The sequence below is a fragment of the Micromonospora vulcania genome (assembly GCF_042658605.1).
In the GTDB taxonomy this organism is placed as follows: domain Bacteria; phylum Actinomycetota; class Actinomycetes; order Mycobacteriales; family Micromonosporaceae; genus Micromonospora; species Micromonospora vulcania.
In genome coordinates this window covers 19,096-44,001 of sequence record NZ_JBHSQS010000020.1, presented here as the reverse complement: position 1 = coordinate 44,001, position 24,906 = coordinate 19,096, and the positions used below count along the sequence as shown (strand labels likewise).

The following is a 24,906-nucleotide window of genomic DNA, read 5'->3' as shown; positions in this document are numbered from 1 at the left end:
CGGTGATCAGGGGTGGACCAGTCGTGACCGTTCGACAATCGATCGTCTTCAACGGCGACCTCGGCAGCGGCAAGAGCACCGTGTCGGTGGAGATCGCCAAGCGCCTCGGGATGCGCCGGGTCAGCGTGGGTGACCTCTACCGGGAGATGGCGCAGCAGCGCCAGATGACCGCCCTGCAGCTCAACCTGCACGCCGAGCTCGACCAGGCCGTCGACGGCTACGTCGACCAGCTCCAGCGGGACATCGCCGCCTCCGGCGAGCGCCTCGTCATGGACTCCCGGCTGGCCTGGCACTTCTTCACCGACGCGCTCAAGGTGCACATGATCACCGAGCCGGGTGAGGCCGCCCGTCGGGTGCTGGCCCGCCCCTCCGGGCCGGCCGAGAGCTACGCCTCGCAGGAGGAGGCCAAGGCCAAGCTGCGTGAGCGCAGCGCCAGTGAGCGGAGCCGGTTCATCGTCCGTTACGGGGTGGACAAGGCCCGACTGCGCAACTACGACCTGATCTGTGACACCACCCGGGCCTCCGCCGCCGAGGTGATCGAGCACATCATCGCCGCGTACGAGGGCACGCTCGGCGCGGAGGTGCTGCGCGACGCCCCGCCGCTGCTGCTGCTGGACCCGGCCCGGGTCTACCCGACCGAGGACATCGCCACCCTGCGCGGCCTGTGGGACAGCGAGTTCGTCGACGACGTGGCCGAATCCGGCGACGAGGCCCTGGAGCCGCTGAAGATCGGGTTCACCGGCGAGTACTTCTTCGTCGTCGACGGCCACCGCCGCCTCAGCGCCGCCCTGCAGAACGGCTTCTCCCTGGTCCCCGCCCAGCTCGTCGCGGAGGTCGACGAGCCGGTGGTGGGCGGAATGAGCGCGATCGACTACTTCGCCGCGCAGGTGCGCCCGGGTGTGGTCTACGACTGGGAGGCCGCCCACAAGATCCAGCTGCCGCTGCCGGAACCCGCGCTGCTCGGCGGCGACGCGGTGCTCGCCGGGGATCCGAGCGTCGGCGGCTGAGCCCACCGGGCGGTTCGTTTCGTCCCGGGGGGATGCCGGACGCGGGCGGCGCGACGATGATGGAGCCTCCGACGCATCGACGGGGGAGGCCGGCCATGGATGCTGCCGACGCGCTCGCACTGCTCATGTCGCCGCACGGGCGGGTCGATCCGTACCCGACGTACGAGCGGCTGCGCGAGCACGGGCCGATCGTGCAGGCCGCGCCCGGCCTGTACGTGGTGACCGGCTACCCGGAGGTCGACGAGCTGCTACGGGACTCCCGACTCGGTGTGCTCGATGACACGCTGCGCGACCAGGTCTGGCCGAACTGGCGGGAGAGCCCCGCGATCTCGTCGATCGCCCGGTCCATGCTGCGCACCAACCCGCCCGACCACAGCCGGATGCGTCGTCTCGCCTCCGGCGCGTTCAGTCCGCGCCGGATCGCCGGGATGCGCGACGTGGTGCGCGCCCAGGCCGAGGAACTGCTCGACTCGATGGTGCACCGGGCCGAGGACGGCGAGCCGGTCGACGTGCTGGCCGACTTCGCGTACCCGCTTCCGGTGGGCGTGATCTGCGCGCTGCTCGGCGTACCGCCGGCCGACCGGCCGCTGTTCCGCCGCTGGGCCGGTGACCTCACAGGCGTACTCGAGCCGGAGATCACTGCCGAGGAGCTGGCCGCCGCCGACGCCGGCGCCGCCGAGTTGCGCGACTACTTCGTCGAGCTGGTCGTCGCCGGGCGGCGGGCACCGGCCGACGACCTGACCACGGCGCTGGTGCAGGTGCACGACGCCGACGGCGAACGGCTCACCGGCGCCGAGCTGTTGGCCAACCTGGTCGTGCTGCTGGTCGCCGGGTTCGAGACCACCACCAACCTGCTCGGCAACGGCCTGGTGGTGCTGCTGCGGCACCCCGAGGCCGCCGCCGCGCTACGCGCCGACCCGGGGCTCGCTCCGGCGTACGTCGAGGAGCTGCTGCGCTTCGACTCACCGGTGCAGCTGACCACCCGGACCAGCACCGCGCCGGTGCGCTGCGGCGGGTTCGACCTGCCGGCCGGCAGCACCGCGCTGCTGCTGCTCGGCGCGGCGAACCGGGACCCACGCCGGTTCCCCGACCCGCAGCGCTTCGACCCGACGCGCGACCAGGCGCACCCGCTCTCCTTCGGCGCCGGCCCGCACTACTGCCTGGGTGCCGGCCTGGCCCGGCTGGAGGCCCAGCTGGCCTTTCCGATGCTGCTGCGTCGGCTGCCGGAGCTGGCCCTGGCCGGAGCACCCCGGCACCGGCACCGGCTGACCCTGCGCGGGTACGAGAGCCTCCCGGTGACGCTCGGCACACCGGCGGTGGCCGATCGAGGTACGCCGGCCGGGGCCGACCTGAGCACTCCGTAGACTGGTACGCGCCGCTCGTCCCACCCATGAAGGAGCCGTCCCGCGTGACCGTCCAGCCCATCCGTCTGTTTGGGGATCCGGTGCTGCGCACGCCGGCCGATCCGGTGGTCGACTTCGACGCCGAGCTGCGTCGCCTCGTCGCCGACCTCACCGACACGATGCGTGAGCAAAACGGCGCAGGCCTGGCCGCGCCGCAGCTCGGAGTGAGCCTGCGGGTGTTCACCTTCGACGTCGACGACGTGCTCGGGCACCTGATCAACCCGGTGCTCGAATTCCCCGACGAGGAGGAGCAGGACGGCCCCGAGGGCTGCCTGTCCATCCCCGGGCTCTACTTCGACACCAAGCGTCGGCAGAACGTGATCGCCAAGGGGTTCAGCTCGTTCGGCGACCCGATGCAGATCGTCGGCACCGGCCTGATGTCGCGCTGCCTGCAGCACGAGACCGACCACCTCGACGGGGTGCTCTTCCTCGACCGGCTGGATCTCCAGGGGCGCAAGGAAGCGATGAAGGCGATCCGCCAGGCCGAGTGGTACGACGCGGCAGCCCCGCCGACGGTCAAGCTCAGCCCGCACATCACCGACCCCTTCGGTCTGGGTCGGTGACCCGGATGCGCGTGATCTTCGCCGGCACGCCGGCTGTCGCCGTACCGGCCCTGGCCGCCGTGGCCGCCTCCCGGCACGAGCTGGTCGCCGTGGTCACCCGGCCCGACGCGCCCGCCGGTCGTGGGCGCGGCCTGTCCCGCTCCCCGGTCGGCACCTGGGCCGACGAGCACAGTGTCGAGGTGCTCACCCCGGCCCGGCCCCGGGAGCCGGAGTTCCTCGACCGGCTGCGCGAGCTGGCACCGGACTGCGTGCCGGTCGTCGCGTACGGCGCGCTGGTGCCGCCGGCGGCGCTGGAGATCCCCGGCCACGGCTGGATCAACCTGCACTTCTCGCTGCTGCCCGCCTGGCGCGGCGCCGCGCCCGTGCAGCACGCGGTGCTGCACGGCGACGAGCTGACCGGGGCCAGCGTCTTCCAGCTGGAGCAGGGTCTGGACACCGGCCCGGTCTTCGGCACCCTGACCGACGAGATCCGTCCCGGCGACACCTCCGGTGACCTGCTGGACCGGCTCGCCGAATCCGGTGCGGGGCTGCTGGTGGCGGTGCTCGACGCGATCGAGGACGGCACCGCCCGCGCCGAGCCGCAGCCGGCCGACGGGGTGTCGCTGGCACCCAAATTGACCGTGGAGGACGCCAAGGTGCGCTGGACCGACCCCGCCTTCGCGGTGGACCGGCGGATCCGGGCCTGCACCCCGGCACCGGGCGCCTGGACCACCTTCCGGGGTGAGCGGGTGAAGCTCGGACCCGTCGTACCGACCCCCGACGGCCCGGAGCTGAAGCCGGGGGAGCTGCTGGTGGAGAAGTCCCGGGTGCTGGCCGGCACGGCCACCGTGCCGGTGCGCCTCGGCGAGGTGCGGGCCGCGGGCAAGCGGGCCATGCCGGCGACCGACTGGGCGCGCGGCGTCCGGGTCAGCACCGGCGAGGACTTCGCGTGACGGCCCCGGAGGGGACCCGCCCGATGCGCGGCGGCCCGGCAGGCGGCCGTGGTGGGGACCGTCGGCCGGTCCGGCCACCGCTGGACCGACCCCGGCGTGCCGCGTACGAGGCGGTGGCCGCGGTGCACCGCGACGACGCGTTCGCCAATCTGGTGCTGCCGATCATCCTGCGCGAGGAGGGGCTGTTCGGCCGGGACGCGGCCTTCGCCACCGAGCTGACCTACGGCACCCTGCGGCACCTGGGCACCCTGGACGCGATCCTGACCGACGCGGCCGGGCGCGACGTGGCCCGGATCGACCCGCCGGTACGCGACGCGCTGCGACTCGGGGCGTACCAGCTGCTGCACACCCGGGTGCCGGCACACGCCGCCGTGTCGTCGACCGTGGACCTGGTCCGCTCGGTCGGGCCGGGTGCCACCGGGTTCGCCAACGCGGTGCTGCGTGAGGTGTCCACCCGTGACATCGACGGGTGGGTGGCGAAGCTGGCCCCGCCGATGGAGACCGACCCGGTCGGGCATCTGGCGCTGGCGTACAGCCATCCGCAGTGGATCGTGCGGGCCTTCGCCGAGTCGCTCGGTGGCGACCTGGGCGAGACGGCCCGACTGCTGATCGAGGACAACGAGCGTCCGCCGGTGCACCTGTGCGCCCGCCCCGGCCTGATCGACCCGGTCGAGTTGGCCGACCAGGCCGGCGGGGCGCCCGGCGCCTTCTCGCCGTACGCCGTCTATCTGCCCGGCGGCGCGCCCGGCGACCTGCCGGCGGTGGCCGACGGCCGGGCCCACGTCCAGGACGAGGGTTCGCAGCTCGTGGCGAGCGCGCTCGTCAACGCGCCGTTGGACGGTCCGGACGGGCGTTGGCTGGATCTGTGCGCCGGGCCGGGCGGCAAGGCGGGCTTGCTCGGCGCGCTGGCCGCGCAGCGCGGCGCCCGGGTGACCGCGGTGGAGGTGGCCGAGCACCGAGCCCGGCTGGTCTCCCAGGCGACCCGGGATCTGCCGGTGACCGTGTTGGCCACCGATGGGCGTGAGGTCGGCGCGGACCCGAAACTCCCGGAGGAGCACTTCGACCGGGTGCTGGTGGACGCCCCGTGCACCGGCCTGGGGTCGCTGCGCCGCCGGCCCGAGTCCCGCTGGCGTCGCCAGCCCTCCGACCTGCCGCCGCTGACCCGCCTGCAACGGGAGTTGCTCGGCGCGGCGCTGCGGGCGGTCCGTCCGGGCGGGCTGGTCGCCTACGTCACCTGCTCGCCGCACACGGTGGAGACGCACGTGACGGTGACCGAGGCGGCCCGCCGCAGCGGGGTGCCGGTGGACTTCGTCGACGCCCGGCCGCTGCTGCCGGCCGGCATGCCCGGCCTGGGCGACGGGCCGACCGTGCAGCTCTGGCCGCACCGGCACGGCACCGACGCGATGTTCCTCGCCGTGCTGCGCCGGGGCTGATGCCGCGTACCGCGCGTTTGAGTGTTAGCGCGTGCCGCGGAGTTGAGTGTTAGCGCGTGCCGCGGAGTTGAGTGTTAGCGCGTGCCGCGGCGCTGAGTGTTAGGAAGGGCCCCCTGTACAACGCTAGGCGTTAACAGGGGGCCCTTCCTTCAACCTCAGGTGACGGGGAGGCCCTTGGTGCCCGCGCTCTTCATCGAGCGGGTCAGGTTCCGGTCGCTGATCCAGAGGAAGCACTGCACGCCGCGGTTGCCGTTCTTCCACTCCTGCTCGTACGGCTGGTAGTAGATCGTTCCGGCGCGGAAGTCGAGCTGGGAGTCGTCCGGGACCTTGGCGTAGCGGGCGATCACCGTCTGGCAGGCCCGGTGGGTCCGCTTGGTGGCGCGGTTGAACTCGTCGTAGCTGATGTCCGGGGCCTGCCACACCCCGACGAACTCGGCGTGGTGCTTGCTGGTGCAGGAGGCCGGCACCATCTCGTCGATGTCGTCCTTGACCAGCTTCGGGTTGAAGCAGCGGTACGCCAACTGCGCGGGGCCGGTCAACGCACCCCGGAGGCTGCCGCTGCGCAGGCCCACGGAGGTGTCGTCGATGCTGGCGAGTTCGGTGACGTCACAGCGGTACCACCGGGCACCGCCGGCCCAGGCGAGCGGCGACGGCAGCACGACGGTCAGGCCGAGGCGCCCGGAGCGCCAGTCGGCGCCGACGGCCTTGCTGACCTCCTTGTCGCAGCCGGCCTGTGCGGCCCGCATACCTGCCGAGCCGGCCGGCGGGGGCGTGCTGCGCTCGGTGCCGGCGCCGCTGAGGGTGCCGACGAACAGGGTCTCCACCCGGTGCGACTCGGTGCAGGCCACCGGGTTGTAGCCGGTCAGGTAGCCGACCTGCTGGGTGGTGTGGTGGCAGACCTCGGCGGCGGGCACGAACTGCTGCGCCGCGACGGGCGCGGGCCAGTCGTCGGTCAGGTTCCGGTCGACGCCGCCCGGTGCGCCGCACCCGCCCAACGTCAGGGCCACCGTCGCACCTGCGGCGACCGCCGCCAACCACCGTCGCATTCGCCGACCTCCCGCCGCTGGTGGTCTCCGTCCGGCCCCCAGCCGTCGGTAGCGCCACGGCGCAGGAGCATACGGCACCGGAGCTCAGATCGCGGGTAGTCCCTCCGGCCCGGCGCCGCGCATCGAGCGGGTGAGTTTGCGGTCGTCGCTCCACAGGAAACAGCGCACCCCGCGGTCACCCTCCTCCCATTCCCGCTGCGACGGTGGGTAGTAGATGGACCCGGCCCGGTACGGCAGGTCGCTGTTGTTGGGCACCGCGGCGTACACGGCGATCAGGGCCATGCAGCGCCGGTGCGCCTGGTCGGCGGAGCGGCTGAACTCCGCCCAGCTCATGTCCCGTTCGGTGTAGACGCCGACGAACTCGGCGCGGTGCGGCTCGGTGCAGAGCACCGGGGCCATGTAGTTGAGGTTGTCGCCGATCAGCTTCGGGTCGAAGCAGCGGTGGGTCAGCGGGGTGTCGCCGATCAGCGCGCCGCGCAGGCTGCCGGTGCGGTTGACCGGCCGGGTGTTGTCGATGCTGTCGGTCTGGCTGAGGTCGCAGCGGAACCAGCGCGCGCCGCCGCGCCAGGCCGGTGCCGTGGGCAGCGCGACGGACAGGGTGAGCCGGGCCGTGTGCCAGTCGCCGCCGAGCACCTCCCGGGCCCGCTGGTCGCACTCGGCGCGGGCTTCGCGCAGCGCCGACGAGCCCGGCTCCGGGCGGGCGTCGCTCAGCGCGGCGGGGCCGGCGAAGGTGCCGACGTGGATCGCCTCGGCCAGGTGGCTGCGCGCGCAGTCCACCGTCTCGTACGTGCTGGCCTGCACGATCGAGGTGATCCGGGGCAGGCAGGTGTCGGTGGCCGGGGTGAACGGCTCCGGGGCCCGCAGTGCCGGCCAGTCGTCGGTGAGGTCACCGTCCGCGCCGCGTGCCGGACCACAGCCGGCCAGTAGCACCGTCGCCACGCCGGCCAGCGCCAGCGCTCCGAGCCACCGTCGCATCGTCCGCCCTCTCCGGGAGCTGGCGGCCGGTCACCGCGACCCGCGGCGAAGACCCCGGCAGGCGTGCTGCCTCGGCACCATCCCGGTTGGAGTGTCGTCGCGTTTCGATCGTTCGGCCAGCCATTGACGTCTGTTCGTCCGGATTCGGCGCTCCGGACCGGCTAATTCTGCACCACTGGTCACCGCTGGATCACAGCGCGTCCCGGATGGTGCCGCGATGCGGGCGGCGGGTTGCCGCGTTCGTACACTGGCCCCGTGACCGTACCGCCGCCGATCGTCGCGCCGAGCATTCTGGCCGCCGATTTCGCCCGCCTCGCCGAAGAGGTCCGTGTCGTCGAGGACGCCGCGGACTGGTTGCACGTCGACGTGATGGACAACCACTTCGTGCCGAACCTGACCATCGGGCTGCCCGTGGTGCAGAGCCTGCGGGCCGTCACCGCGCTGCCGTTCGACGTGCATCTGATGATCGACGACCCGCGCCGGTGGGCCCCCGGCTACGCCGACGCCGGGGCGTACAACGTCACCTTCCACGCCGAGGCCTGCGATGACCCGGTGGCGTTGGCCAAGGACCTGCGCTCGGCCGGCGCGAAGGCGGGGCTGGCCATCGACCGGGACACCCCGATCGAGCCGTACCTCGACCTGCTGCCCAGCTTCGACACCCTGCTGATCATGACGATCAAGGCCGGCTTCGGCGGCCAGCGGTTCATCCCGCAGCTGCTGGACAAGGTCCGCGCCGCCCGCCGGCACGTCGACACCGGCCACCTGGAGCTGCGTATCGAGGTGGATGGCGGGATCGCCGCCGACACCATCGAGCAGGCGTCCGCCGCGGGCGCCGACGCGTTCGTGGCCGGGACCGCCGTCTACGGTGCGGCCGACCCGGCCCAGGCGGTCCGGCACCTGCGGGCGCTGGCGGAGCGCGCGGCTCCCGGGGCCTGAGGTGGACGCCGACGAGGACCGCAAGGACGTCATCCTCGTCGTGGACGACGACGAGGATATCGCCCGTTTCGTCGAGTTCAACCTGCGGCTGCACGGCTTCGACGTGATCCACGCCAGCGACGGCCAGGAGGCGCTGGAGGTCATCGAGCGGCAGCGGCCGGACCTGGCTGTGGTCGACCTCATGATGCCCCGCGTCGATGGCTTGGAGCTGACCCGGCGGCTGCGCGCCAACCCGTTGACCTCCGCCCTGCCGGTGATCATGTTGACCGCCAAGGGGATGACGGTGGACAAGGTGCACGGCCTCAGCGCCGGCGCCGACGACTACCTTGTCAAGCCGTTCGACACGGCCGAGTTGGTGGCCCGGGTCAGCTCGACGCTGCGGCGCAACAAGGAGTTCCGCGAGGTCTCCCCGCTGACCGGGCTGCCCGGCAACAGCCGGATCCGTCGGGAGATCAGCGACCGGGTCCGGCAGGGCGTGGACTACGCGGTCGGCTACATCGACATCGACCGGTTCAAGAGCGTCAACGACCGGTACGGCTTCGTCCGTGGCGACGACTTCATCTCGGCGCTGGCCCGCAGCCTGCACCGGGCGGTGGTGGCGGTGGGTCTGCCGCCGGCCTTCCTGGGCCACGTCGGCGGCGACGACTTCGTCATCGTCTGCGCCCCGGACCAGGTCCGCCCGCTGACCTCCCGGGCGGTGGTCGACTTCGAGAAGGCCGCCGACACGCTCTACGACCCGACCGACCGTGAGCGCGGCTTCGTCGAGCTGAAGGACCGGCGGGGCAACATCCGCCGTGCGGCCCTGGTCACCCTCTCCATCGGGGTCTCCATCTCCGACGACGGCAAGCGGTTCACCGACCCCCTCGAAGCGATCGCGGTGGCCTCGGAGATGAAGACGGTGGCCAAGAGCCAGCCGGGCTCGTATGTGGCGGTGGACCGGCGTCGCGGTGTCACGTAGGCGTGTGATTCCCGCTGTGAACTAGCTCGCCTGAGTGGCGACGCACCCCGTTCGGCGTGTAAGACTGCCGTTGTACCCACCACGCGCTGGCGGGACTCGGTGAAATTCCGAACCGGCGGTGATCCACGGTCCAACCGTGGTCAGCCCGCGACCCGGACGGCTCTGCTGTCCGGTGGACCTGGTGAAATTCCGGGGCCGACGGTTGGGGGCGGTTCGTCCGCTCCCAGAAAGTCCGGATGGGAGACAGCGCGCGGGACGGACGGGTCCGAGCCGGCCGCTGGCTTCAGCGTGCCGTGCCGACCCCCGGGTCGGCGTAGCCGTACCCGGAATCCGCCACCGCCTGCCCGCGGTCCGATGCCGCCTCCCTGACCGCCCGCGCGAACAGGCGAGTGAGAGGGCAGGGCAGGGCGATGGCCAGCGTCTCCGTCGATGAGGCGATGCGTCGAGCGATCGAGATCGCCGCGCGCGGGCTCGGCACGACCAGCCCCAATCCGGTGGTCGGCTGCGTGCTGCTCGACGCGGACGGCCAGGTCGTCGGGGAGGGCTTCCACGCCTACGCCGGCGGGCCGCACGCCGAGATCGTCGCGCTGGCGCAGGCCGGGCAGCGGGCCAAGGGCGGAACCGCGGTGGTCACCCTGGAGCCCTGTGACCACACCGGCCGCACCGGCCCCTGCAGCACCGCGCTGGTGCAGGCCGGGGTGGCCCGCGTGGTGATCGCCGTACCCGACCCGAACCCGCTGGCCACCGGCGGCGCCGCCACGCTGCGCTCCGCCGGGGTCCGGGTGGATCTGGGGGTACGCCGGGACGAGGCCGAGACCGGCAACATCGCCTGGTTGACCTCGATGCGCCGGGGCTGGCCGTACGTGATCTGGAAGTACGCCGCCACGCTCGACGGCCGGTCCGCGGCACAGGACGGCACCAGCATGTGGATCACCTCCGAGGCCGCCCGGATGGACGTGCACGCGTTGCGCGGCACGGTCGACGCGGTGCTGGCGGGGGTCGGCACCGTGCTCGCCGACGATCCCCGACTCACCGCACGCAACCTGCGCGACGGCAGCCTGGCCATCCGGCAGCCGCTGCGGGTGGTGGTGGACAGCTCGGGGCGTACCCCGGCCGACGCCCAGGTCCGCGACGGCGCCGCACGGACGTGGATCGCGACCGCCGCCGAGGTGGGCGCGGGTCCGGACGGTCGGGTCGACCTGTCGGCGCTGCTCGCGGCGCTGCACCAGCGCGGGATCCGCGCGGTGCTGCTGGAGGGCGGCCCTCGGCTGGCCGGCGCGTTCCTGGCCGCCGGCCTCGTCGACAAGATCGTCGGGTACGTCGCGCCCCGGCTGCTCGGCGCCGGACCGACCGCCCTGGTCGACGCGGGAGTGAGCACCATCGCCGAGGCCATCGATCTGGAGCTCGTCGACGTTACGCAGATCGGTCCGGATCTTCGGATCACCGCTTTGCCCCGTAAGAGGGAGGGCTGACATGTTCACCGGCATTGTCGAGGAATTGGGCGAGGTCGTCCGGGTTGCGCCGACGGCGGGCGATTCGGCGTTGGTCGCCGTACGCGGCCCGTTGGTCACCTCCGACGCCCGGCACGGAGATTCGATCGCGGTCAACGGCGTCTGCCTGACCGTGGTCGAGGTGGCGGACGGTGTCTTCACCGCCGACGTGATGGGCGAGACGCTGCGCCGCTCCGCGCTGGGCGCGCTGCGCCCCGGCGATCCGGTCAACCTGGAGCGGGCCGCCGCGCTGGGCAGCCGGCTCGGCGGGCATCTGGTGCAGGGGCACGTGGACGGGGTCGGTGAGCTGATCTCCCGGGAGCCGGCCGAGCAGTGGGAGACGGTCCGGTTCCGGCTGCCCGCCGCCCTGTCCCGGTACGTGGTGGAGAAGGGCTCGATCACCATCGACGGCATCTCGTTGACCGTCGCCGAGGTCGGCGCGGACGAGTTCGCCGTCGGCCTGATCCCGACCACCCTCGCGCTGACCACGCTCGGCACGAGGGGCGTCGGCGACCCGGTCAACCTGGAGGTCGACGTGCTGGCCAAATACGTCGAGCGGCTGCTGGGCTCCCGGCTGGCCGACACCAGCGGCACGGGCGGGGTGGCCTGATGGGCGCGCTCGGTTGGCTGTTGGACGCCCAGGTGCAGGTGGCCGGCTCGCCGGTACTGGTCCGGGAGATCGTCGGCAACGTGTTCGGGCTGGTCTCCGCGCTGTTCGGGCTACGCCGGCTGGTCTGGGCCTGGCCGGTCGGCATGATCGGCAACGTACTGCTCCTCACCGTCTTCCTGGGCGGGGTGTTCACCACGCCACAGGCGCACGACCTGTACGGGCAGGCCGGCCGGCAGGTGTTCTTCTTCGCGGTCAGCGTCTACGGCTGGTGGCGCTGGCAGCGCAACCGCCGCGCCAACGGCGGGCACGCGGCGGTGCTTCCGCGCTGGGCCACCGGGCGGGAGCGGCTGGCCCTGCTGCTGGCCGCCGCCGTGGGCACCGCCGCGGCGTACCCGGTGCTCGCCGCGCTGGGCTCCTGGGGCCCGCTGCCGGACGCCTGGATCCTCATCGGCAGCCTGCTGGCCACCTACGGGATGGCCCGCGGCTGGGTGGAGTTCTGGCTGGTCTGGATCGCGGTGGACGCCGTCGGCGTGCCGTTGCTGCTGCGCGGCGGGTTCTACCCGTCGGCGGCCATGTACCTGGTCTACGGCGCATTCTGCGTCTGGGGCTTCGCCGCCTGGTGGCGCACCTCGCGCGTCGCCCGGCCGGCCGCCCCGATCTCGCCCACCTACACGGAGGCCGTCGCATGAGCGAGCGCAGTGGAGTGCTGGCATGAGCAGCTTCGGAAGTATCGAGCAGGCGGTCGCCGACATCGCGGCCGGTCGGCCGGTCGTCGTGGTCGACGACGCCGATCGGGAGAACGAGGGCGACCTGATCTTCGCGGCCGAGCTGGCCACGCCGGAGCTGCTGGCGTTCATGGTGCGCTACACCTCCGGCTACGTCTGTGTGCCGCTCACCGAGAGCGAGTGCGACCGGCTCGATCTGCCGCCGATGCACCACACCAACCAGGACCGGCGCGGCACGGCCTACACGGTGACCGTGGACGCCCGGGAGGGCATCAGCACCGGCATCTCGGCGGCCGACCGCGCGCACACCATCCGGCTGCTCGCCGACGCGTCCACCGACCCGACCGATCTGGCCCGGCCCGGGCACGTGGTGCCGCTGCGGGCCCGCGAGGGCGGGGTCCTGCGTCGGTCGGGGCACACCGAGGCCGCGGTGGACCTGACCCGGCTGGCCGGACTGCGCCCGGCGGGCGTGCTCTGTGAGCTGATCAACGACGACGGCACCATGATGCGGCTGCCGGACCTGGAGAAGTTCTCCGCCGAGCACGGCCTCACGCTGATCACCATCGCCGACCTGATCGCCTACCGTCGGCGGACCGAGAAGCAGGTCGAGATGGTCGCCGACGCGCGGATGCCGACCCGGCACGGGGTGTTCCGGGCGCTCGGCTACCGCGCCGCGCACGACCCGGCCGAGCACGTCGCGATGGTGCTGGGCGACCTCGGCGACGGCCAGGACGTGCTGGTCCGGGTGCACTCGGAGTGCCTGACCGGGGACGTGTTCGGCTCGCTGCGCTGCGACTGCGGGCCGCAGTTGGACGCCGCGCTGGCCCGGGTCGGGCAGGAGGGCCGGGGCGTGGTGCTCTACGTACGCGGGCACGAGGGGCGCGGCATCGGCCTGCTGCACAAGCTGCAGGCGTACCAGTTGCAGGATCTGGGCCGGGACACCGTCGACGCCAACCTCGACCTGGGCCTGCCGGCCGACGCCCGGGACTACGGCACCGGCGCGCAGATTCTCTACGACCTGGGCGTGCGCTCGATGCGGCTGCTGACCAACAACCCGGCCAAGCGGGCCGGGCTGGAGGGGTACGGCCTGACCATCACCGGGCGGGAGGGGCTGCCGGTCGGCGCGCACCCGGAGAACCTGCGATACCTGCGGACCAAGCGGGACCGGATGGGTCACCTGCTGGACGAGTTGGACGAGGTGACCGAGGCCCCGGCGGGGCGTGCGGTGGCCAGCGACGAGATCGGAGCATAGACATGGCGGGTTTCGGGGAACCGGGCGTGGACGCGGTCGACGCCGCCGGGATGACGGTCGGCGTGGTGGCCGCCCGGTGGCACGGTGAGCTGACCGACCACATGTTGGAGCGGGCCGTCGCCGCCGCCGAGGCGTCCGGGGCGCGGGCCGTGGTGGCCCGGGTGGCCGGCTCGGTGGAGCTGCCGGTGGTCGCCCAGGCCCTCGCCCGCCACTGCGACGTGGTCGTCGCGCTCGGCGTGGTGGTCCGTGGCGCCACCGCGCACTTCGACTACGTCTGCCGTTCGGTCACCGACGGGCTGACCCGGGTGGCGCTGGACGAGGGCAAGCCGGTCGCGCACGGGGTGCTCACCGTGGAGACCATCGAGCAGGCCCGGGACCGGGCCGGGCTGCCCGGCTCGGCTGAGGACAAGGGCTGGTCGGCCACCGTCGCCGCGCTCGACGCCGCGTTGGCCGTCCGGGCGTTGGCCCGCAACGGGCAGCGGGTCGGCTTCGGCGGCTGACCCGGCCGCGTCGGGGCCGGCGTCAGAGGCGACCGGCCTCGATGATCCGGTGCAGGAACTGGCGGGTACGGGGGTGCGTCGGCTCGCCGAGCACCTGCTCGGGCGGGCCGCTCTCGACGACCCGTCCCGCGTCGAGGAAGCAGACCTCGTCGGCGACCTCCCGGGCGAAGCCCATCTCGTGGGTGGCCAGCACCATGGTCATCCCGTCGGCCTTCAGGTCCCGGATCATCGACAGCACCTCACCGACGAGTTCCGGGTCCAGCGCCGAGGTGACCTCGTCCAGCAGCATCAGTCGGGGAGAGTTGGCCAGCGCCCGGACGATCGCCACCCGCTGCTGCTGCCCGCCGGAGAGCCGGTCCGGGTAGGCGTCCGCCTTGGCCCCCAGCCCCACCCGGTCGAGCAGGTCCCGGGCCTGCGCCTCGGCGTCGGCCCGGGCCCGCCGGTGCACCCGGCGGGGCGCGAGGGTGATGTTGTCCAGCACGCTCAGGTGCGGAAACAGGTTGTACGCCTGGAACACCATGCCGATCCGCCGACGGACCTGGTCGGGGTCCACCCGAGGGTCGGAGATGTCCTCGCCGTCCAGCTCGATGGTGCCGTCGTCGAGGTCGTCCAGGAGATTGACGCAGCGCAGCAGGGTCGACTTGCCCGAGCCCGAGGCGCCGATCAGGGCCACCACCCGATGCTCGGAGACCGTCAGGTCCAGTTGGTCGAGCACGACGTGGCCGGCGAACTCCTTGCGCAGTCCCCGGCAGCGCAGCAGAGCCATCCTCAGCCTCCCGACTGTCGACGGGCCGAGCGCAGCGTCACCCAGTCGGTGACCGCGATCAGCGGGATCGCGAGCAGCACGAAGAGCACCCCGGCCACGACGTACGGGGTGTAGTTGAACGACTGTGCGGTGGCGATCTGGGCGGCGCGGACCGCGTCGATCGGCCCGGCGAGCGAGACCAGCCCGACGTCCTTCTGCAGCGCCACCACATCGTTGAGCAGGGGTGGCGCGACGCGGCGGACGGCCTGTGGCAGGACCACGTGCCGCATCGTCTGCCGGTAGGTCAGGCCCAGCGAGCGGGCCGCCGCGAGTTGGCTGGGGTGCACCGACTCGATGCCGGCCCGGAACACCTCGGCGAGGTAGCCGCCGTAGGTGAGGACCAGCGCGAGCCCGCCGAGCACCAGCACCGGCGGCATCCCCTGCAGACGCAGCCCGGGTACGCCGAGGGTGAGCAGGTACAGCACGATGATCAGCGGCAGGCCGCGGAAGGTGTAGGTGTAGCCGGCGGCCAGCGCCCGGACCGGGAAGAAGATCGGGCCGCGCAGCGTCCGCAGGACGGCGATCACCAGCCCGAGCGCCAGCGCGCCGACCGCACAGCAGACCAGCAGCCGGACGTTGAGCCAGAGCCCGCTGAGCACCGCCGGTAGCGCGTCCCGGGCGATCTGGGGGTCCAGGAACGACTGCCGGACCCGGTCCCAGCCCGGCGCGCCGGTCACCGCGACGACCAGCAGCGTGCCGAGCGCCGCCGTGGAGGAGGCCGCGACCAGCACGCTGTAGACGGTCTGCCGACGCCGGTACGCGGCCCGCCGCAGCTGTGCCTCGGAGGGGTGGTGCTCCAGCAGGGTCACCGCAGCTCGGCCGCCCCCGCCACCTGCGCGAGCCACTTCTGTTCCAGCTGCCGCAGCGTGCCCGCCTCGCTGAGCTGACCCACCGCGCCGCTGACGCAGGAGGTCAGTGGGGAGTTCCGGTCCAGCAGCAGCCCGAACGCCTCGGGCGTACCGACCTGCGGCACCTGCCCGACGATCGTGGCGTCGGTGATCTCCGCGCCGGTGATGTAGAAGGCGGTCGGCAGGTCCACCACCAGCCCGTCGAGCTGCCCGTTCTGCAGGGCCTTCTTGGCGTCGTCGTTGCTGTTGTAGACCTGCGGCTTGGTGGCCGGCTTGATCACGTCGGTGATCGCCTGGTAGCTGGTGGTCCCGACCTGGGCGCCGAGCCGGGCGTCCCGCAGGTCGGCCAGCGAGGTCTTACCGGCGATCTTCGAGGACTTCAGCGCGATGACGGTCTGCCGCACCAGGTAGTACGGCGCGGAGAAGTCGACCGCCTGCTTGCGCTCGTCGGTGATGGAGAACTGGTTGATGTCGAAGTCGAAGGTCTTGGGGCCGGGCGCGATGGCGCTGTCGAACTTGACCCGGGTCCAGGTGACGTCGGCACGGGAGTAGCCGAGCTTCTCGGCCACCGCGTACGCCACGGCGGCCTCGAAACCCTCACCGCTGTCCGGCTTGTCGTCCGAGAACCAGGGCTCGTAGGCGGGCTGGTCGGTGGCGATGGTGAGCTTGCCCGGCGTGCGGGTGGGCAGGCTGTCCTTGCGGCAGGACGGCGATGCGGTGACGGAGGGGGTCGGTTCCTCGTCCTGCGGCGCGCATCCGGCGGTGGCGGCGAGGACGGCACCGGCGAGGCTGAGCGCGAGAAGTCCTGAGCGGCTGGCCATGGCGGACAGCGTAGAGCTCCATCGGCGTCGATCCGAGAGTGTCCCACCGGGTTGATAGGGAATTGTGGCTCGGTGTCCGCTGGCTGGATGCCGGTGGACCCGGGGGCGGGGTGCCGGCCGGGCGGCTGGAAGAATCGTCCGTCGTGAAGACGTTCGAGGAGTTGTTCGCCGAGCTGCAGGCCAAGGCCGCCGCCGGCACCCCGGGCTCGGGCACCGTCGCCGCGCTGGACAAGGGCGTGCACTTCATCGGCAAGAAGGTCGTCGAGGAGGCGGCCGAGTCGTGGATGGCCGCCGAGCACGAGGGACCGGAGCGTACCGCCGAGGAGATCTCCCAGCTGCTCTACCAGGTCCAGGTGCTGATGCTCGCCAGTGGTCTCGAGCTCAAGGACGTCTACCGACATCTGTGAGTGCCCCCACCCGTTGATCGCCATCCGGATCGAAGGAGCACTCCGTCATGCTGCGTGTCGCCATTCCCAACAAGGGCACCCTGGCCGAACCGGCCGCCCAGATGCTGCGCGAGGCGGGCTACCGCCAGCGCACCGACCCCAAGGACCTCGTCTGCCGGGACGACTCCAACGACGTCGAATTCTTCTACCTGCGCCCCAAGGACATCGCCACCTACGTCGGCTCCGGTGACCTCGACCTCGGGATCACCGGCCGGGACCTGCTGATCGACTCGGCCGCGCCGGCCGAGGAGGTGGTGGACCTCGCGTTCGGCCAGGCCACCTTCCGCTTCGCCGCCCGCCCCGACGACATCGCCTCGGTACGGGAGTTGGGCGGGCACCGGATCGCCACCGCGTACCCGGGACTGGTCGACCGGCACCTCAGCGAGCTGGGTCTCAAGGCCGACGTGATCCGCCTCGACGGCGCGGTGGAGAACGCCGTACGGCTCGGCGTCGCCGACGTGGTCGCCGACGTGGTGGAGACCGGGGCGACCCTGCGCCAGGCCGGCCTGGTGGTCTTCGGCGAGCCGCTGTTGCGCTCGTCGGCCGTGCTGGTCCGTCGGGCCGGCGCACCGGCGCACCCGCAGGCCGATCAGCTGCTGCGCCGGCTGCACGGCGTGCTGGTGGCCCGCCGCTACGTGATGCTCGCCTACGACGTGCCGGCCGGCCTGCTGGACCGGGCCAGCTCGCTCACACCGGGCATCGAGTCGCCGACGGTGTCGCCGCTGCACCGCGAGGGCTGGGTGGCGGTGCAGGCGATGGTGCTCCGCGACGACGTGCACCGGATCATGGACGAGCTGTACGAGTTGGGCGCCCGCGCCATCCTGGTCACCAACATCCACGCCTGCCGCCTCTGAGCGCTTGCGTCTGCGGGCATCCCCACCGTGTCGACCTGGAGTTGATCTCCTTCGGCGCGACGGCGGCGCGCCACGCCGCTCGCGTTCGGCGGGTGGCGCGACCGCCGGCCGGGGTCGGGTGGCAGACTGGTGGGGTGAGTGACACCGAGCCGATCCGCCTGAAGCCCCGCCGCATCCGGGTGGTCTGCTGGTCCGCCGCGATCGCGCTGGTGGTGGTGTTCGGGCTGGTGGCCACCTCGCTGAGCGGCCCGACCGGCGACGGCTACGGCAGCTTCCAACGCGGCGACCAGATCGCCATGATCGGCCTCGGCATCTTCGGGGCGCTGGGCTTCCTGCTGTTCACCCGTCCCCGGGTGGAGGCCGACGCGCGCGGCGTGCGGGTGCGCAACATCATCGGCTCGTACGACCTGCCCTGGGAGGTCGTCCGCGGCATCCGCTTCGACCGGGGCGCGCCCTGGGCCAGCCTGGAGCTGTACGACGACGACCTGCTGCCGCTGGTCGCCCTCCAGGCCGCCGACAAGGAGTTGGCCGTCGACGGCGTCCGCGCCCTGCGCCGGCTGCACCAGGCGCACCTGGACACCCTCGCCGCCCGCGCCCCCGGCCACTGACCTTCCACCTAGCGCCGAGAGAGTGGCCTCCCGCCCGCCGGAGACCACTCTCTCGTGGAAACTGTGCGGATCTTGCGGCCAGGCCGGCCGGCCCGCCCTGGCCCCGCGCGTCGCGCGTGCGGAGCGCCGCGGCGCGAGTGGGGTGGTGGGGCGGTTGGGGGGCGCGCGGGGTGCGGGTGTAGGGTTGTGGAGTCGACCAGGCTGTCTCCGCGTGCGAGCAGGCAGCCACGAAAGCGGAGCGCCTGCTCCCACCCGAGTCGCCGCCACGGTGGCCGGGTCCGGTCCCCGGTTCCGGGCACGTCCCGGTTCCGGATGCGCGATCCTGTGATCGTGCCGACCGGTCGAGCGGGCCCTGGCATGCGCCGGGGCCTTCTGCTTTCCAGGTCGGTTCCCACCCGGGAGCCGCAGGGTCGACACGAAAGCAGAAACGACTCGAGGAGGCCCCATCAGCGTCGAACCACGCGTGAACGAGCAGATCCGGGCACGTGAGGTCCGACTGGTCGGCCCCGAGGGTGAGCAGGTGGGCATCGTCCCGCTGGAGCGCGCCCTTCAGCTGGCCGCGGACGTCGATCTGGACCTGGTCGAGGTTGCGCCGATGGCGCGCCCGCCGGTGTGCAAGCTCATGGACTTCGGCAAGTTCAAGTACGAGAGCGCACTCAAGGCGCGCGAAGCGCGGCGTAACCAGCAGCAGACCGTCATCAAGGAAATGAAGCTTCGGCCGAAGATCGACCCGCACGACTACGAGACCAAGAAGGGTCACGTGGTGCGGTTCCTCAAGGCGGGCGACAAGGTCAAGGTGACGATCATGTTCCGCGGTCGCGAACAGAGCCGCCCGGAGCTGGGCTACCGGCTCCTGCGTCGGCTCGAATCCGAGATCACGGACCTGGGATACGTGGAAGCCGCCCCGAAGCAGGACGGCCGAAACATGATCATGGTTCTCGCTCCGCATCGGGCCGTCAAGGCCTCCGCGGTCGCCGCTACGGCGTCCCGCGGTGCACCTCGGGACCGGGGGGACGAGTCCGCCCCGGCAGCCGATGAGACCGCGGCGGCCGGCGAGACCGCAGTAGCCGGTGAGACCGGCGTCGCCGCCGACACCAGCGGCGAGTAACAGGGGAGAAGACGTTCCACATGCCGAAGATGAAGAGCCACACGGGTATGGGTAAGCGGGTCAAGGTGACCGGCAAGGGCAAGATCGTTGCCCAGCAGGCCGGCCTCCGCCACAACCTGGAGAAGAAGCCCTCCACCCAGACCCGCCGGCTGACCGGCACGGTCGTGCTGGCCAAGGCCGACGTCAAGCGCATCAAGAAGCTGCTCGGCCGCTGACGCGCGCCACCTTTACCTAAGAAGGAGTTGAGATGGCACGCGTCAAGCGGGCTGTAAACGCCCAGAAGAAGCGTCGTACCCTGCTGGAGACCGCGAGCGGTTACCGCGGTCAGCGCTCCCGGCTGTACCGCAAGGCCAAGGAGCAGGTGCTGCACTCGATGCAGTACGCCTACCGGGACCGTCGTGACCGCAAGGGCGACTTCCGGCAGCTGTGGATCCAGCGGATCAACGCGGGCGCCCGGGCCAACGGGATGACCTACAACCGTCTGATCCAGGGCCTGCGTCTGGCCGGCATCGAGGTGGACCGCAAGATCCTCGCCGACCTGGCCGTCAACGACGCCGCCGCCTTCGCGGCGATCGTCGAGCTGGCCCGGGCCGCGGTCGCGGCCGAGGGCACCGGCGGCGCGGCGGCCCAGGCCGCCTGATCCCCGCGCACCTGAGCGAGGCGTCTCCCGTGTCGGCACCGCCGTCCGGGGGGCGCCTCGATCGTGCCGGAGGACCACACACCATGGCCTTCACCCCGCGTACCCCCAGGGTGGTCGCCGCCCGCCGCCTCCAGCGCCGTCGGGACCGCGAGGCCGCCGGCCGTTTCCTGGCCGAGGGCCCGCAGGCGGTCCGCGAGGCCCTGACGCGGCCCGGGGTGGTCACCGAGCTTTTCGGTACGCCCACCGCCCTCGACCGGTACGCGGACCTGGCCGCCACGGCGGCCCGAGCCGACGTGCCGGTCTCCGAGGTGACCGACGACGGGCTCGCCGCGCTGGCCGAGACCGTCGCCCCGCAGGGGCTGGTCGCCGTCTGCCGGCACCTGGACGTCCCGCTGGAGCAGGCCCTCGCCGGTGCGCCCCGGCTGGTGGCGGTGCTCGCCGAGATCCGTGACCCGGGCAACGCCGGCACCGTGCTGCGTACCGCCGACGCCGCTGGGGCCGGCGCGGTGGTCTTCGCCGGCGACGCCGTCGACCCGTACAACGGCAAGTGCGTACGGGCCTCGGCCGGCAGTCTCTTCCACGTCGACGTGGTCCGCGCCGCCGACCCGGTCGAGGTGGTCGAGGCGCTGCGCGCGGCGGGGCTGACCGTGCTCGCCACCACCGGTTACGGCGACAGCGACCTGGACGACCTGGCCGACGCCGGGCGGCTCGCCGAGCCCACCGCCTGGCTGTTCGGCTCCGAGGCGCACGGGCTGCCCGAGGAGTTGGCCGCCGCCGCCGACGCCCGGGTCCGGGTGCCGCTGCACGGGCGCGCGGAGAGCCTTAACCTGGCTGCCGCCGCGGCGGTCTGCCTGTACGCTTCAGCGAGAGCACAGCGCTGACGGTGTCCGCACCCGGCGCGACCGACAGCAGGGGAGACCGTCCGTCCATGAACGCGCCACGGCGTTCGTTTAGCCAGCCCGCCGGTGTCGGCGGGCGGCGGGCCTGACCTGCTCCCTGCACAACTCCTACCGGCGGGCTGCGGCACAGCCGCGCGTCCGTAGACTCGCCTAGCCGCCCCGGTGAGGGCTGGCGCCGCCGTGAGGGAGTGCCCGTACGCCATGAGCTACCGCAACGATCCGTACGACCCGAAGCAGGTCGCCCTGCTCGACCCGGCCGCACTGGCCGAGGCCGTCGCCGACGCCGCGACGGCCTTCGCCGCCGCCGCCGACCCGGACGCGCTGACCGCGCTGCGCCCCGGGCACCTCGGTGACCGGTCGCCGGTCTCGCTGGCCCGCCGGGAGATCGGCGCGCTGCCGCCGGCCGCCAAGTCCGATGCCGGCAAGCGGGTCAACGAGGCCCGCCGGGCGATCGAGACCGCGTACGCCGACCGCGCCGAGATCCTGGAGCGCGCGCAGGCCGAGCGGGTGCTGATCGAGGAGCGGGTGGACGTCACCCTGCCCTACGACCGGCGTCCGCGCGGTGCCCGGCACCCGCTGAGCACGCTGATGGAGACGATCAGCGACCTGTTCATCGGGATGGGCTACGAGGTGGCCGAGGGCCCCGAGGTCGACCTGGAGTGGGTCAACTTCGACGCGCTGAACATTCCCGTCGACCACCCGGCGCGCGGGCTGATGGACACCTTCCACATCGCACCCGAGGGCTCCGGCCTGGTGCTGCGGACGCACACGTCCACCGTGCAGACCCGCACCATGCTCAGCCGCAAGCCGCCGATCTACGTGATCTGCCCGGGCCGGGTCTACCGCACCGACGAGGTGGACGCCACCCACAGTCCGGTCTTCCACCAGGCCGAGGGCCTCGTCGTGGACAAGGGCATCACGATGGCGCACCTGCGCGGCACCCTCGACCACTTCGCCCGGGCGATCTTCGGCCCGGAGGCGAAGACCCGGTGGCGGCCGCACTACTTCCCGTTCACCGAGCCGTCGGCGGAGTTCGACGTCTGGTTCCCGGAGCACCGCGACGGTCCGCAGTGGGTCGAGTGGGGCGGCTGCGGCATGGTCAACCCGCGGGTGCTGCGCGCCTGCGGCGTGGACCCGGAGGTCTACTCCGGCTTCGCCTTCGGCATGGGCATCGACCGGACCCTGATGATCCGGCACGGAGTCAGCGACATCCGCCATCTCTTCGAGGGCGACGTGCGGTTCAGCCGCGCGCTCGGGACCGGGGCGTAGGCGATGCGGGTACGAGACACGGGAACGGTGGTCTGAAGTCATGCGAGTTTCTGTCAGTTGGCTACGCGAGTACGTCGACCTCCCCGCCGACCTGCCCACCGGTGACCTGGAGCAGGCCCTGGTCGACCTCGGTATCGAGGTCGAGTCCGTGGTGGATCTGCGGGAGACCGTCACCGGCCAGTTGGTCGTCGGCGAGGTGCGCGAGATCGAGGAGCTGACCGGGTTCAAGAAGCCGATCCGGTTCTGCCGGGTCGACGTGGGCGACGCCAACGGCACCGGCGAGCCGCAGGAGATCGTCTGCGGTGCGCGCAACTTCGCGCCCGGTGACCGGGTGGTGGTGATCCTGCCCGGCGGTGTGCTGCCCGGCGGCTTCGCCATCGGCGCCCGCAAGACGTACGGGCACAACTCCGCCGGCATGATCTGCTCGGCCAAGGAGCTGGGCCTGGGCGACGACCACTCCGGCATCATCGTGCTGCCCTCCGACCTGGCGGCCAAGCCGGGCGACGACGCGCGGGCCGTGGTCGGCCTGGACGACGTGGTGCTCGAGCTGGAGATCACCCCGGACCGGGGGTACGCGCTGAGCCTGCGCGGCCTGGCCCGGGAGCTGTCGCACGCGTTCGACCTGCCGTTCCGCGACCCGGCCCAGGTGCCCGCTCCGGGCGGTACGGCCGAACCGGCGTACCCGGTGGACGTGCGCGACACGGTCGGCTGCGACCGGTTCGCCGCCCGCCTGGTCCGCGGCGTCGACCCGACCGCGGCGTCGCCGTCCTGGATGCAGCAGCGGCTCACCACCGCCGGCATCCGCAGCATCTCGCTGCCGGTCGACATCACCAACTACGTGATGCTCGAACTGGGCCAGCCGATGCACGCCTTCGACGCCGACCGGATCGCCGGGCCGCTGGTGGTCCGCCGCGCCGAGGCGGGGGAGAAGCTGACCACCCTGGACGGAATCAACCGGGTGCTCACGGCCGACGACATGGTCATCTGCGACGAGACCGGTCCGATCTCGCTGGCCGCGGTGATGGGCGGCGAGACCAGCGAGGTCGTCGCCGGCACCACCAACGTGCTCTTCGAGGCCGCGCACTGGGACGCGGCGATGGTCGGGCGTACCGCCCGTCGGCACAAGTTGTTCAGCGAGGCCGCCAAGCGCTGGGAGCGGGGCGTCGACCCGGCCCTGCCGCTGGTCGCGTTGGAGCGGGCCGCACGGCTGCTTACCGAGCACGGTGGCGGCGCGCCGAGCGCCGAGATCCTGGATCTCGACCACGTCCGTCCGCGTACCCCGATCACGCTGCCGGCGGACCTGCCGACCCGGCGCATCGGGGTCGACTACCCGCCGGCGCGGGTGGTCGCCCTGCTGGAGCGGGTCGGCTGCACGGTCGCCCAGGGCGCGGACCGGTTGGCCGAGGAGCCGGGCGCGGTCGGCGTGGCCAGCGGCGCGGGCGTCGCGCTCAGCGTCACCCCGCCGAGCTGGCGGCCCGACCTGACCGACCCGGCCGACCTGGTCGAGGAGGTGGTCCGCCTCGACGGGTACGACCGGGTGCCGTCGGTGCTGCCGACCGCGCCCCCGGGGCGGGGTCTGACCGCGTCGCAGCGTCGGCGCCGGGCGGTCGCCGGGTCGCTGGCCGAGCGGGGGTACGTGGAGGTGCTCGCGCACCCGTTCGTGTCGCCCGAGCTGGCGGATCTGCTCGGCCTGCCGGCCGACGACCCGCGTCGCCCGGCGGTACGGCTGGCCAATCCGCTGTCCGAGGAGGAGCCGCTGCTGCGCACCATGCTGCTCGGCCCGCTGCTGGGCATCCTCAAGCGCAACCTCGGCCGGGGACACCGCGACCTCGCGCTCTACGAGATCGGGGCGGTCTTCCACCCGCGCGTCGACGCCGGCAGCCCGCCGGCGATGGGCGTGGACCGGCGGCCCACCGACGCGGAGTTCGCCGCGGCCGACGCGGTGGTGCCGGCGCAGCCGGTGCACGTCGCGGCGGTGCTGACCGGCGACATCGACCCGGCCGGCTGGTGGGGTCCGGGTCGGGCGGCCGGCTGGGCGGACGCGATCGAGGCGGCCCGGGACGTGCTGGACGCCGCCGGTGTTCCCGCCGAGCGGGTCGAGCTGCGGGCCGCCCAGTACGCCCCGTGGCACCCCGGCCGCTGCGCCGAGGTGCGGGTCGACGGCACGGTCGTCGGGCACGCCGGCGAGCTGCACCCGGCGGTGGTGGCCGCGCTGGAGCTGCCCCGGCGTACCAGCGCCATGGAACTGGACCTGAACGCGCTGCCGCCCGCGCCGGTGACGCCGGCCCCGGGTGTCTCCGGCTTCCCGCCGGCGTTGATCGACGTGGCCCTGGTGGTCGACGAGTCGGTGCCGGCGGAGCAGGTGCGCCGTGCCCTGGAGGCGGGCGCCGGCGAGCTGCTGGAGGACGTGCGGCTGTTCGACGTGTACGCCGGTGCGCAGCTCGGCGAGGGGCGCCGGTCGCTGGCGTACAAGCTCACCTTCCGCGCGCCGGACCGGACGCTGACCGTCGAGGAGGCGGTGGCCGCCCGGGACGCGGCGGTCGCCGTCGCCGCGCAGCGCTTCGGTGCCACCCTGCGCGGCGCCTGACGCACCACGAACGGCGGCCCCCGTACCCGGTTGGGTACGGGGGCCGCCGTCGTTGCGCACCGGGCACCGCACGGAGGAAATGCCGCACCGGGCGCTCGGGCGGACAAGGGTGGCGTGGTTTCTTGCATCACACCGTATTAAGTTGCAGCCGGCAGCCTTCGTTGTTAATCTTCCACTGCATAGTCATACGG

At 72.8% G+C, this 24,906-nt stretch carries 26 protein-coding genes and 1 riboswitch; of the genes, 21 read left to right on the top strand and 5 right to left on the bottom strand.

Features of this window, described 5'->3' with window-relative positions; translation table 11 throughout:
- Positions 1-23 precede the first annotated feature (23 nt).
- From ACFQGL_RS25645 to ACFQGL_RS25625, 5 genes are all read left to right on the top strand, one after another.
- Positions 24-1,007, top strand: coding sequence for an AAA family ATPase (locus ACFQGL_RS25645; protein ID WP_377515004.1), 984 nt, complete (start codon positions 24-26; stop codon positions 1,005-1,007).
- A gap of 95 nt (positions 1,008-1,102) precedes the next feature.
- On the top strand, positions 1,103-2,371 hold the full coding sequence (locus tag ACFQGL_RS25640; RefSeq protein ID WP_377515002.1) for a cytochrome P450: 1,269 nt from the start codon (positions 1,103-1,105) through the stop codon (positions 2,369-2,371).
- Between the two features lie 44 nt (positions 2,372-2,415).
- Positions 2,416-2,973, top strand: coding sequence for a peptide deformylase (gene def / locus ACFQGL_RS25635; protein WP_377515001.1), 558 nt, complete (start codon positions 2,416-2,418; stop codon positions 2,971-2,973).
- Positions 2,974-2,978: 5 nt separating this feature from the next.
- The gene (fmt, locus tag ACFQGL_RS25630; RefSeq protein WP_377515000.1) at positions 2,979-3,905 is read left to right on the top strand and encodes a methionyl-tRNA formyltransferase; all 927 of its coding nucleotides are present in this window, start codon (positions 2,979-2,981) and stop codon (positions 3,903-3,905) included.
- A complete protein-coding gene (locus tag ACFQGL_RS25625) occupies positions 3,860-5,338 on the top strand; it encodes an RsmB/NOP family class I SAM-dependent RNA methyltransferase (protein WP_417566376.1) in 1,479 nt (492 codons plus the stop codon). The genes fmt and ACFQGL_RS25625 overlap by 46 nt, the downstream gene beginning before the upstream one ends.
- Positions 5,339-5,493: 155 nt before the next feature.
- Here ACFQGL_RS25625 and ACFQGL_RS25620 read toward each other — a convergent pair whose 3' ends face one another.
- Positions 5,494-6,384 (bottom strand): septum formation family protein, encoded by an 891-nt coding sequence (locus ACFQGL_RS25620; protein ID WP_377514998.1) that lies wholly within the window; start codon positions 6,382-6,384, stop codon positions 5,494-5,496.
- Between the two features lie 84 nt (positions 6,385-6,468).
- Positions 6,469-7,359 (bottom strand): septum formation family protein, encoded by an 891-nt coding sequence (locus ACFQGL_RS25615; RefSeq protein ID WP_377514997.1) that lies wholly within the window; start codon positions 7,357-7,359, stop codon positions 6,469-6,471.
- Positions 7,360-7,614: 255 nt separating this feature from the next.
- Here ACFQGL_RS25615 and rpe point away from each other — a divergent pair, with 255 nt between their 5' ends.
- The 7 genes from rpe to ribH all read left to right on the top strand — a co-directional run bounded on the left by rpe (position 7,615) and on the right by ribH (position 13,830).
- Positions 7,615-8,295, top strand: a complete 681-nt coding sequence (gene rpe, locus ACFQGL_RS25610; RefSeq protein ID WP_377514996.1) for a ribulose-phosphate 3-epimerase — start codon at positions 7,615-7,617, stop codon at positions 8,293-8,295.
- Positions 8,225-9,253: a response regulator gene (locus ACFQGL_RS25605; protein WP_377514995.1), complete on the top strand. Its 1,029-nt coding sequence runs from the start codon at positions 8,225-8,227 to the stop codon at positions 9,251-9,253. Before rpe ends, ACFQGL_RS25605 begins: the two co-directional genes overlap by 71 nt.
- Positions 9,254-9,334: 81 nt before the next feature.
- Positions 9,335-9,505: riboswitch (FMN riboswitch) on the top strand.
- Between the two features lie 158 nt (positions 9,506-9,663).
- Complete coding sequence (gene ribD / locus ACFQGL_RS25600) at positions 9,664-10,725, top strand: bifunctional diaminohydroxyphosphoribosylaminopyrimidine deaminase/5-amino-6-(5-phosphoribosylamino)uracil reductase RibD (protein WP_377514993.1); 1,062 nt, start codon at positions 9,664-9,666, stop codon at positions 10,723-10,725.
- 1 nt (position 10,726) lies between these two features.
- Positions 10,727-11,353 carry a riboflavin synthase gene (locus tag ACFQGL_RS25595; RefSeq protein ID WP_377514992.1) on the top strand — a complete coding sequence of 209 codons (627 nt, stop codon included), beginning with the start codon at positions 10,727-10,729 and terminating at the stop codon, positions 11,351-11,353.
- Positions 11,353-12,042: a nicotinamide riboside transporter PnuC gene (gene pnuC, locus ACFQGL_RS25590; RefSeq protein WP_377514991.1), complete on the top strand. Its 690-nt coding sequence runs from the start codon at positions 11,353-11,355 to the stop codon at positions 12,040-12,042. The genes ACFQGL_RS25595 and pnuC overlap by 1 nt, the downstream gene beginning before the upstream one ends.
- Positions 12,043-12,064: 22 nt before the next feature.
- Positions 12,065-13,330 (top strand): bifunctional 3,4-dihydroxy-2-butanone-4-phosphate synthase/GTP cyclohydrolase II, encoded by a 1,266-nt coding sequence (locus tag ACFQGL_RS25585; RefSeq protein WP_377514990.1) that lies wholly within the window; start codon positions 12,065-12,067, stop codon positions 13,328-13,330.
- 2 nt (positions 13,331-13,332) lie between these two features.
- Complete coding sequence (gene ribH, locus ACFQGL_RS25580; RefSeq protein ID WP_377514988.1) at positions 13,333-13,830, top strand: 6,7-dimethyl-8-ribityllumazine synthase; 498 nt, start codon at positions 13,333-13,335, stop codon at positions 13,828-13,830.
- 22 nt (positions 13,831-13,852) lie between these two features.
- Here ribH and ACFQGL_RS25575 read toward each other — a convergent pair whose 3' ends face one another.
- From ACFQGL_RS25575 to ACFQGL_RS25565, 3 genes are read right to left on the bottom strand one after another with little or no spacing between them, the layout of a single operon-like run.
- Positions 13,853-14,596 carry an amino acid ABC transporter ATP-binding protein gene (locus ACFQGL_RS25575; RefSeq protein ID WP_377514987.1) on the bottom strand — a complete coding sequence of 248 codons (744 nt, stop codon included), beginning with the start codon at positions 14,594-14,596 and terminating at the stop codon, positions 13,853-13,855.
- Positions 14,597-14,598: 2 nt separating this feature from the next.
- Entirely contained in the window at positions 14,599-15,444 is an 846-nt protein-coding gene (locus ACFQGL_RS25570) for an amino acid ABC transporter permease (RefSeq protein WP_377514986.1), read from the bottom strand.
- Entirely contained in the window at positions 15,441-16,304 is an 864-nt protein-coding gene (locus ACFQGL_RS25565; RefSeq protein ID WP_377514985.1) for an ABC transporter substrate-binding protein, read from the bottom strand. The genes ACFQGL_RS25570 and ACFQGL_RS25565 overlap by 4 nt, the downstream gene beginning before the upstream one ends.
- Before the next feature lie 143 nt (positions 16,305-16,447).
- On the opposite strand from ACFQGL_RS25565, the gene ACFQGL_RS25560 reads away from it, so the two are divergent.
- The 9 genes from ACFQGL_RS25560 (at position 16,448) to pheT (ending at position 24,715) form a co-directional block, all read left to right on the top strand.
- Positions 16,448-16,711 carry a phosphoribosyl-ATP diphosphatase gene (locus ACFQGL_RS25560; RefSeq protein ID WP_030335709.1) on the top strand — a complete coding sequence of 88 codons (264 nt, stop codon included), beginning with the start codon at positions 16,448-16,450 and terminating at the stop codon, positions 16,709-16,711.
- Between the two features lie 47 nt (positions 16,712-16,758).
- The gene (gene hisG, locus ACFQGL_RS25555; protein ID WP_377514984.1) at positions 16,759-17,604 is read left to right on the top strand and encodes an ATP phosphoribosyltransferase; all 846 of its coding nucleotides are present in this window, start codon (positions 16,759-16,761) and stop codon (positions 17,602-17,604) included.
- A gap of 134 nt (positions 17,605-17,738) precedes the next feature.
- Entirely contained in the window at positions 17,739-18,212 is a 474-nt protein-coding gene (locus ACFQGL_RS25550; protein ID WP_377514983.1) for a PH domain-containing protein, read from the top strand.
- 463 nt (positions 18,213-18,675) lie between these two features.
- Positions 18,676-19,320: a translation initiation factor IF-3 gene (gene infC / locus ACFQGL_RS25545; RefSeq protein WP_377514982.1), complete on the top strand. Its 645-nt coding sequence runs from the start codon at positions 18,676-18,678 to the stop codon at positions 19,318-19,320.
- A 20-nt stretch (positions 19,321-19,340) separates the two neighbouring features.
- Positions 19,341-19,535, top strand: a complete 195-nt coding sequence (rpmI, locus tag ACFQGL_RS25540) for a 50S ribosomal protein L35 (protein ID WP_007458415.1) — start codon at positions 19,341-19,343, stop codon at positions 19,533-19,535.
- A 32-nt stretch (positions 19,536-19,567) separates the two neighbouring features.
- Positions 19,568-19,960 carry a 50S ribosomal protein L20 gene (gene rplT / locus ACFQGL_RS25535; protein WP_030335718.1) on the top strand — a complete coding sequence of 131 codons (393 nt, stop codon included), beginning with the start codon at positions 19,568-19,570 and terminating at the stop codon, positions 19,958-19,960.
- An 83-nt stretch (positions 19,961-20,043) separates the two neighbouring features.
- The gene (locus ACFQGL_RS25530) at positions 20,044-20,841 is read left to right on the top strand and encodes a TrmH family RNA methyltransferase (RefSeq protein ID WP_377514981.1); all 798 of its coding nucleotides are present in this window, start codon (positions 20,044-20,046) and stop codon (positions 20,839-20,841) included.
- Between the two features lie 219 nt (positions 20,842-21,060).
- A complete protein-coding gene (gene pheS, locus ACFQGL_RS25525) occupies positions 21,061-22,128 on the top strand; it encodes a phenylalanine--tRNA ligase subunit alpha (protein ID WP_377514980.1) in 1,068 nt (355 codons plus the stop codon).
- 40 nt (positions 22,129-22,168) lie between these two features.
- On the top strand, positions 22,169-24,715 hold the full coding sequence (pheT, locus tag ACFQGL_RS25520) for a phenylalanine--tRNA ligase subunit beta (RefSeq protein WP_377514979.1): 2,547 nt from the start codon (positions 22,169-22,171) through the stop codon (positions 24,713-24,715).
- The last annotated feature ends 191 nt before the right edge of the window (positions 24,716-24,906 follow it).

Bases quoted from the DNA above. Each gene is read 5' to 3' on its own strand.
- ACFQGL_RS25640 (WP_377515002.1), top strand. From the start codon at position 1,103: ATGGATGCTGCCGACGCGCTCGCACTGCTCATGTCGCCGCACGGGCGG.
- fmt (WP_377515000.1), top strand. From the start codon at position 2,979: ATGCGCGTGATCTTCGCCGGCACGCCGGCTGTCGCCGTACCGGCCCTG.
- ACFQGL_RS25620 (WP_377514998.1), bottom strand. From the start codon at position 6,384: ATGCGACGGTGGTTGGCGGCGGTCGCCGCAGGTGCGACGGTGGCCCTG.
- ACFQGL_RS25615 (WP_377514997.1), bottom strand. From the start codon at position 7,359: ATGCGACGGTGGCTCGGAGCGCTGGCGCTGGCCGGCGTGGCGACGGTG.
- ribD (WP_377514993.1), top strand. From the start codon at position 9,664: ATGGCCAGCGTCTCCGTCGATGAGGCGATGCGTCGAGCGATCGAGATC.
- ACFQGL_RS25595 (WP_377514992.1), top strand. From the start codon at position 10,727: ATGTTCACCGGCATTGTCGAGGAATTGGGCGAGGTCGTCCGGGTTGCG.
- pnuC (WP_377514991.1), top strand. From the start codon at position 11,353: ATGGGCGCGCTCGGTTGGCTGTTGGACGCCCAGGTGCAGGTGGCCGGC.
- ACFQGL_RS25585 (WP_377514990.1), top strand. From the start codon at position 12,065: ATGAGCAGCTTCGGAAGTATCGAGCAGGCGGTCGCCGACATCGCGGCC.
- ribH (WP_377514988.1), top strand. From the start codon at position 13,333: ATGGCGGGTTTCGGGGAACCGGGCGTGGACGCGGTCGACGCCGCCGGG.
- ACFQGL_RS25575 (WP_377514987.1), bottom strand. From the start codon at position 14,596: ATGGCTCTGCTGCGCTGCCGGGGACTGCGCAAGGAGTTCGCCGGCCAC.
- ACFQGL_RS25565 (WP_377514985.1), bottom strand. From the start codon at position 16,304: ATGGCCAGCCGCTCAGGACTTCTCGCGCTCAGCCTCGCCGGTGCCGTC.
- hisG (WP_377514984.1), top strand. From the start codon at position 16,759: ATGCTGCGTGTCGCCATTCCCAACAAGGGCACCCTGGCCGAACCGGCC.
- rpmI (WP_007458415.1), top strand. From the start codon at position 19,341: ATGCCGAAGATGAAGAGCCACACGGGTATGGGTAAGCGGGTCAAGGTG.
- rplT (WP_030335718.1), top strand. From the start codon at position 19,568: ATGGCACGCGTCAAGCGGGCTGTAAACGCCCAGAAGAAGCGTCGTACC.
- ACFQGL_RS25530 (WP_377514981.1), top strand. From the start codon at position 20,044: ATGGCCTTCACCCCGCGTACCCCCAGGGTGGTCGCCGCCCGCCGCCTC.
- pheS (WP_377514980.1), top strand. From the start codon at position 21,061: ATGAGCTACCGCAACGATCCGTACGACCCGAAGCAGGTCGCCCTGCTC.
- pheT (WP_377514979.1), top strand. From the start codon at position 22,169: ATGCGAGTTTCTGTCAGTTGGCTACGCGAGTACGTCGACCTCCCCGCC.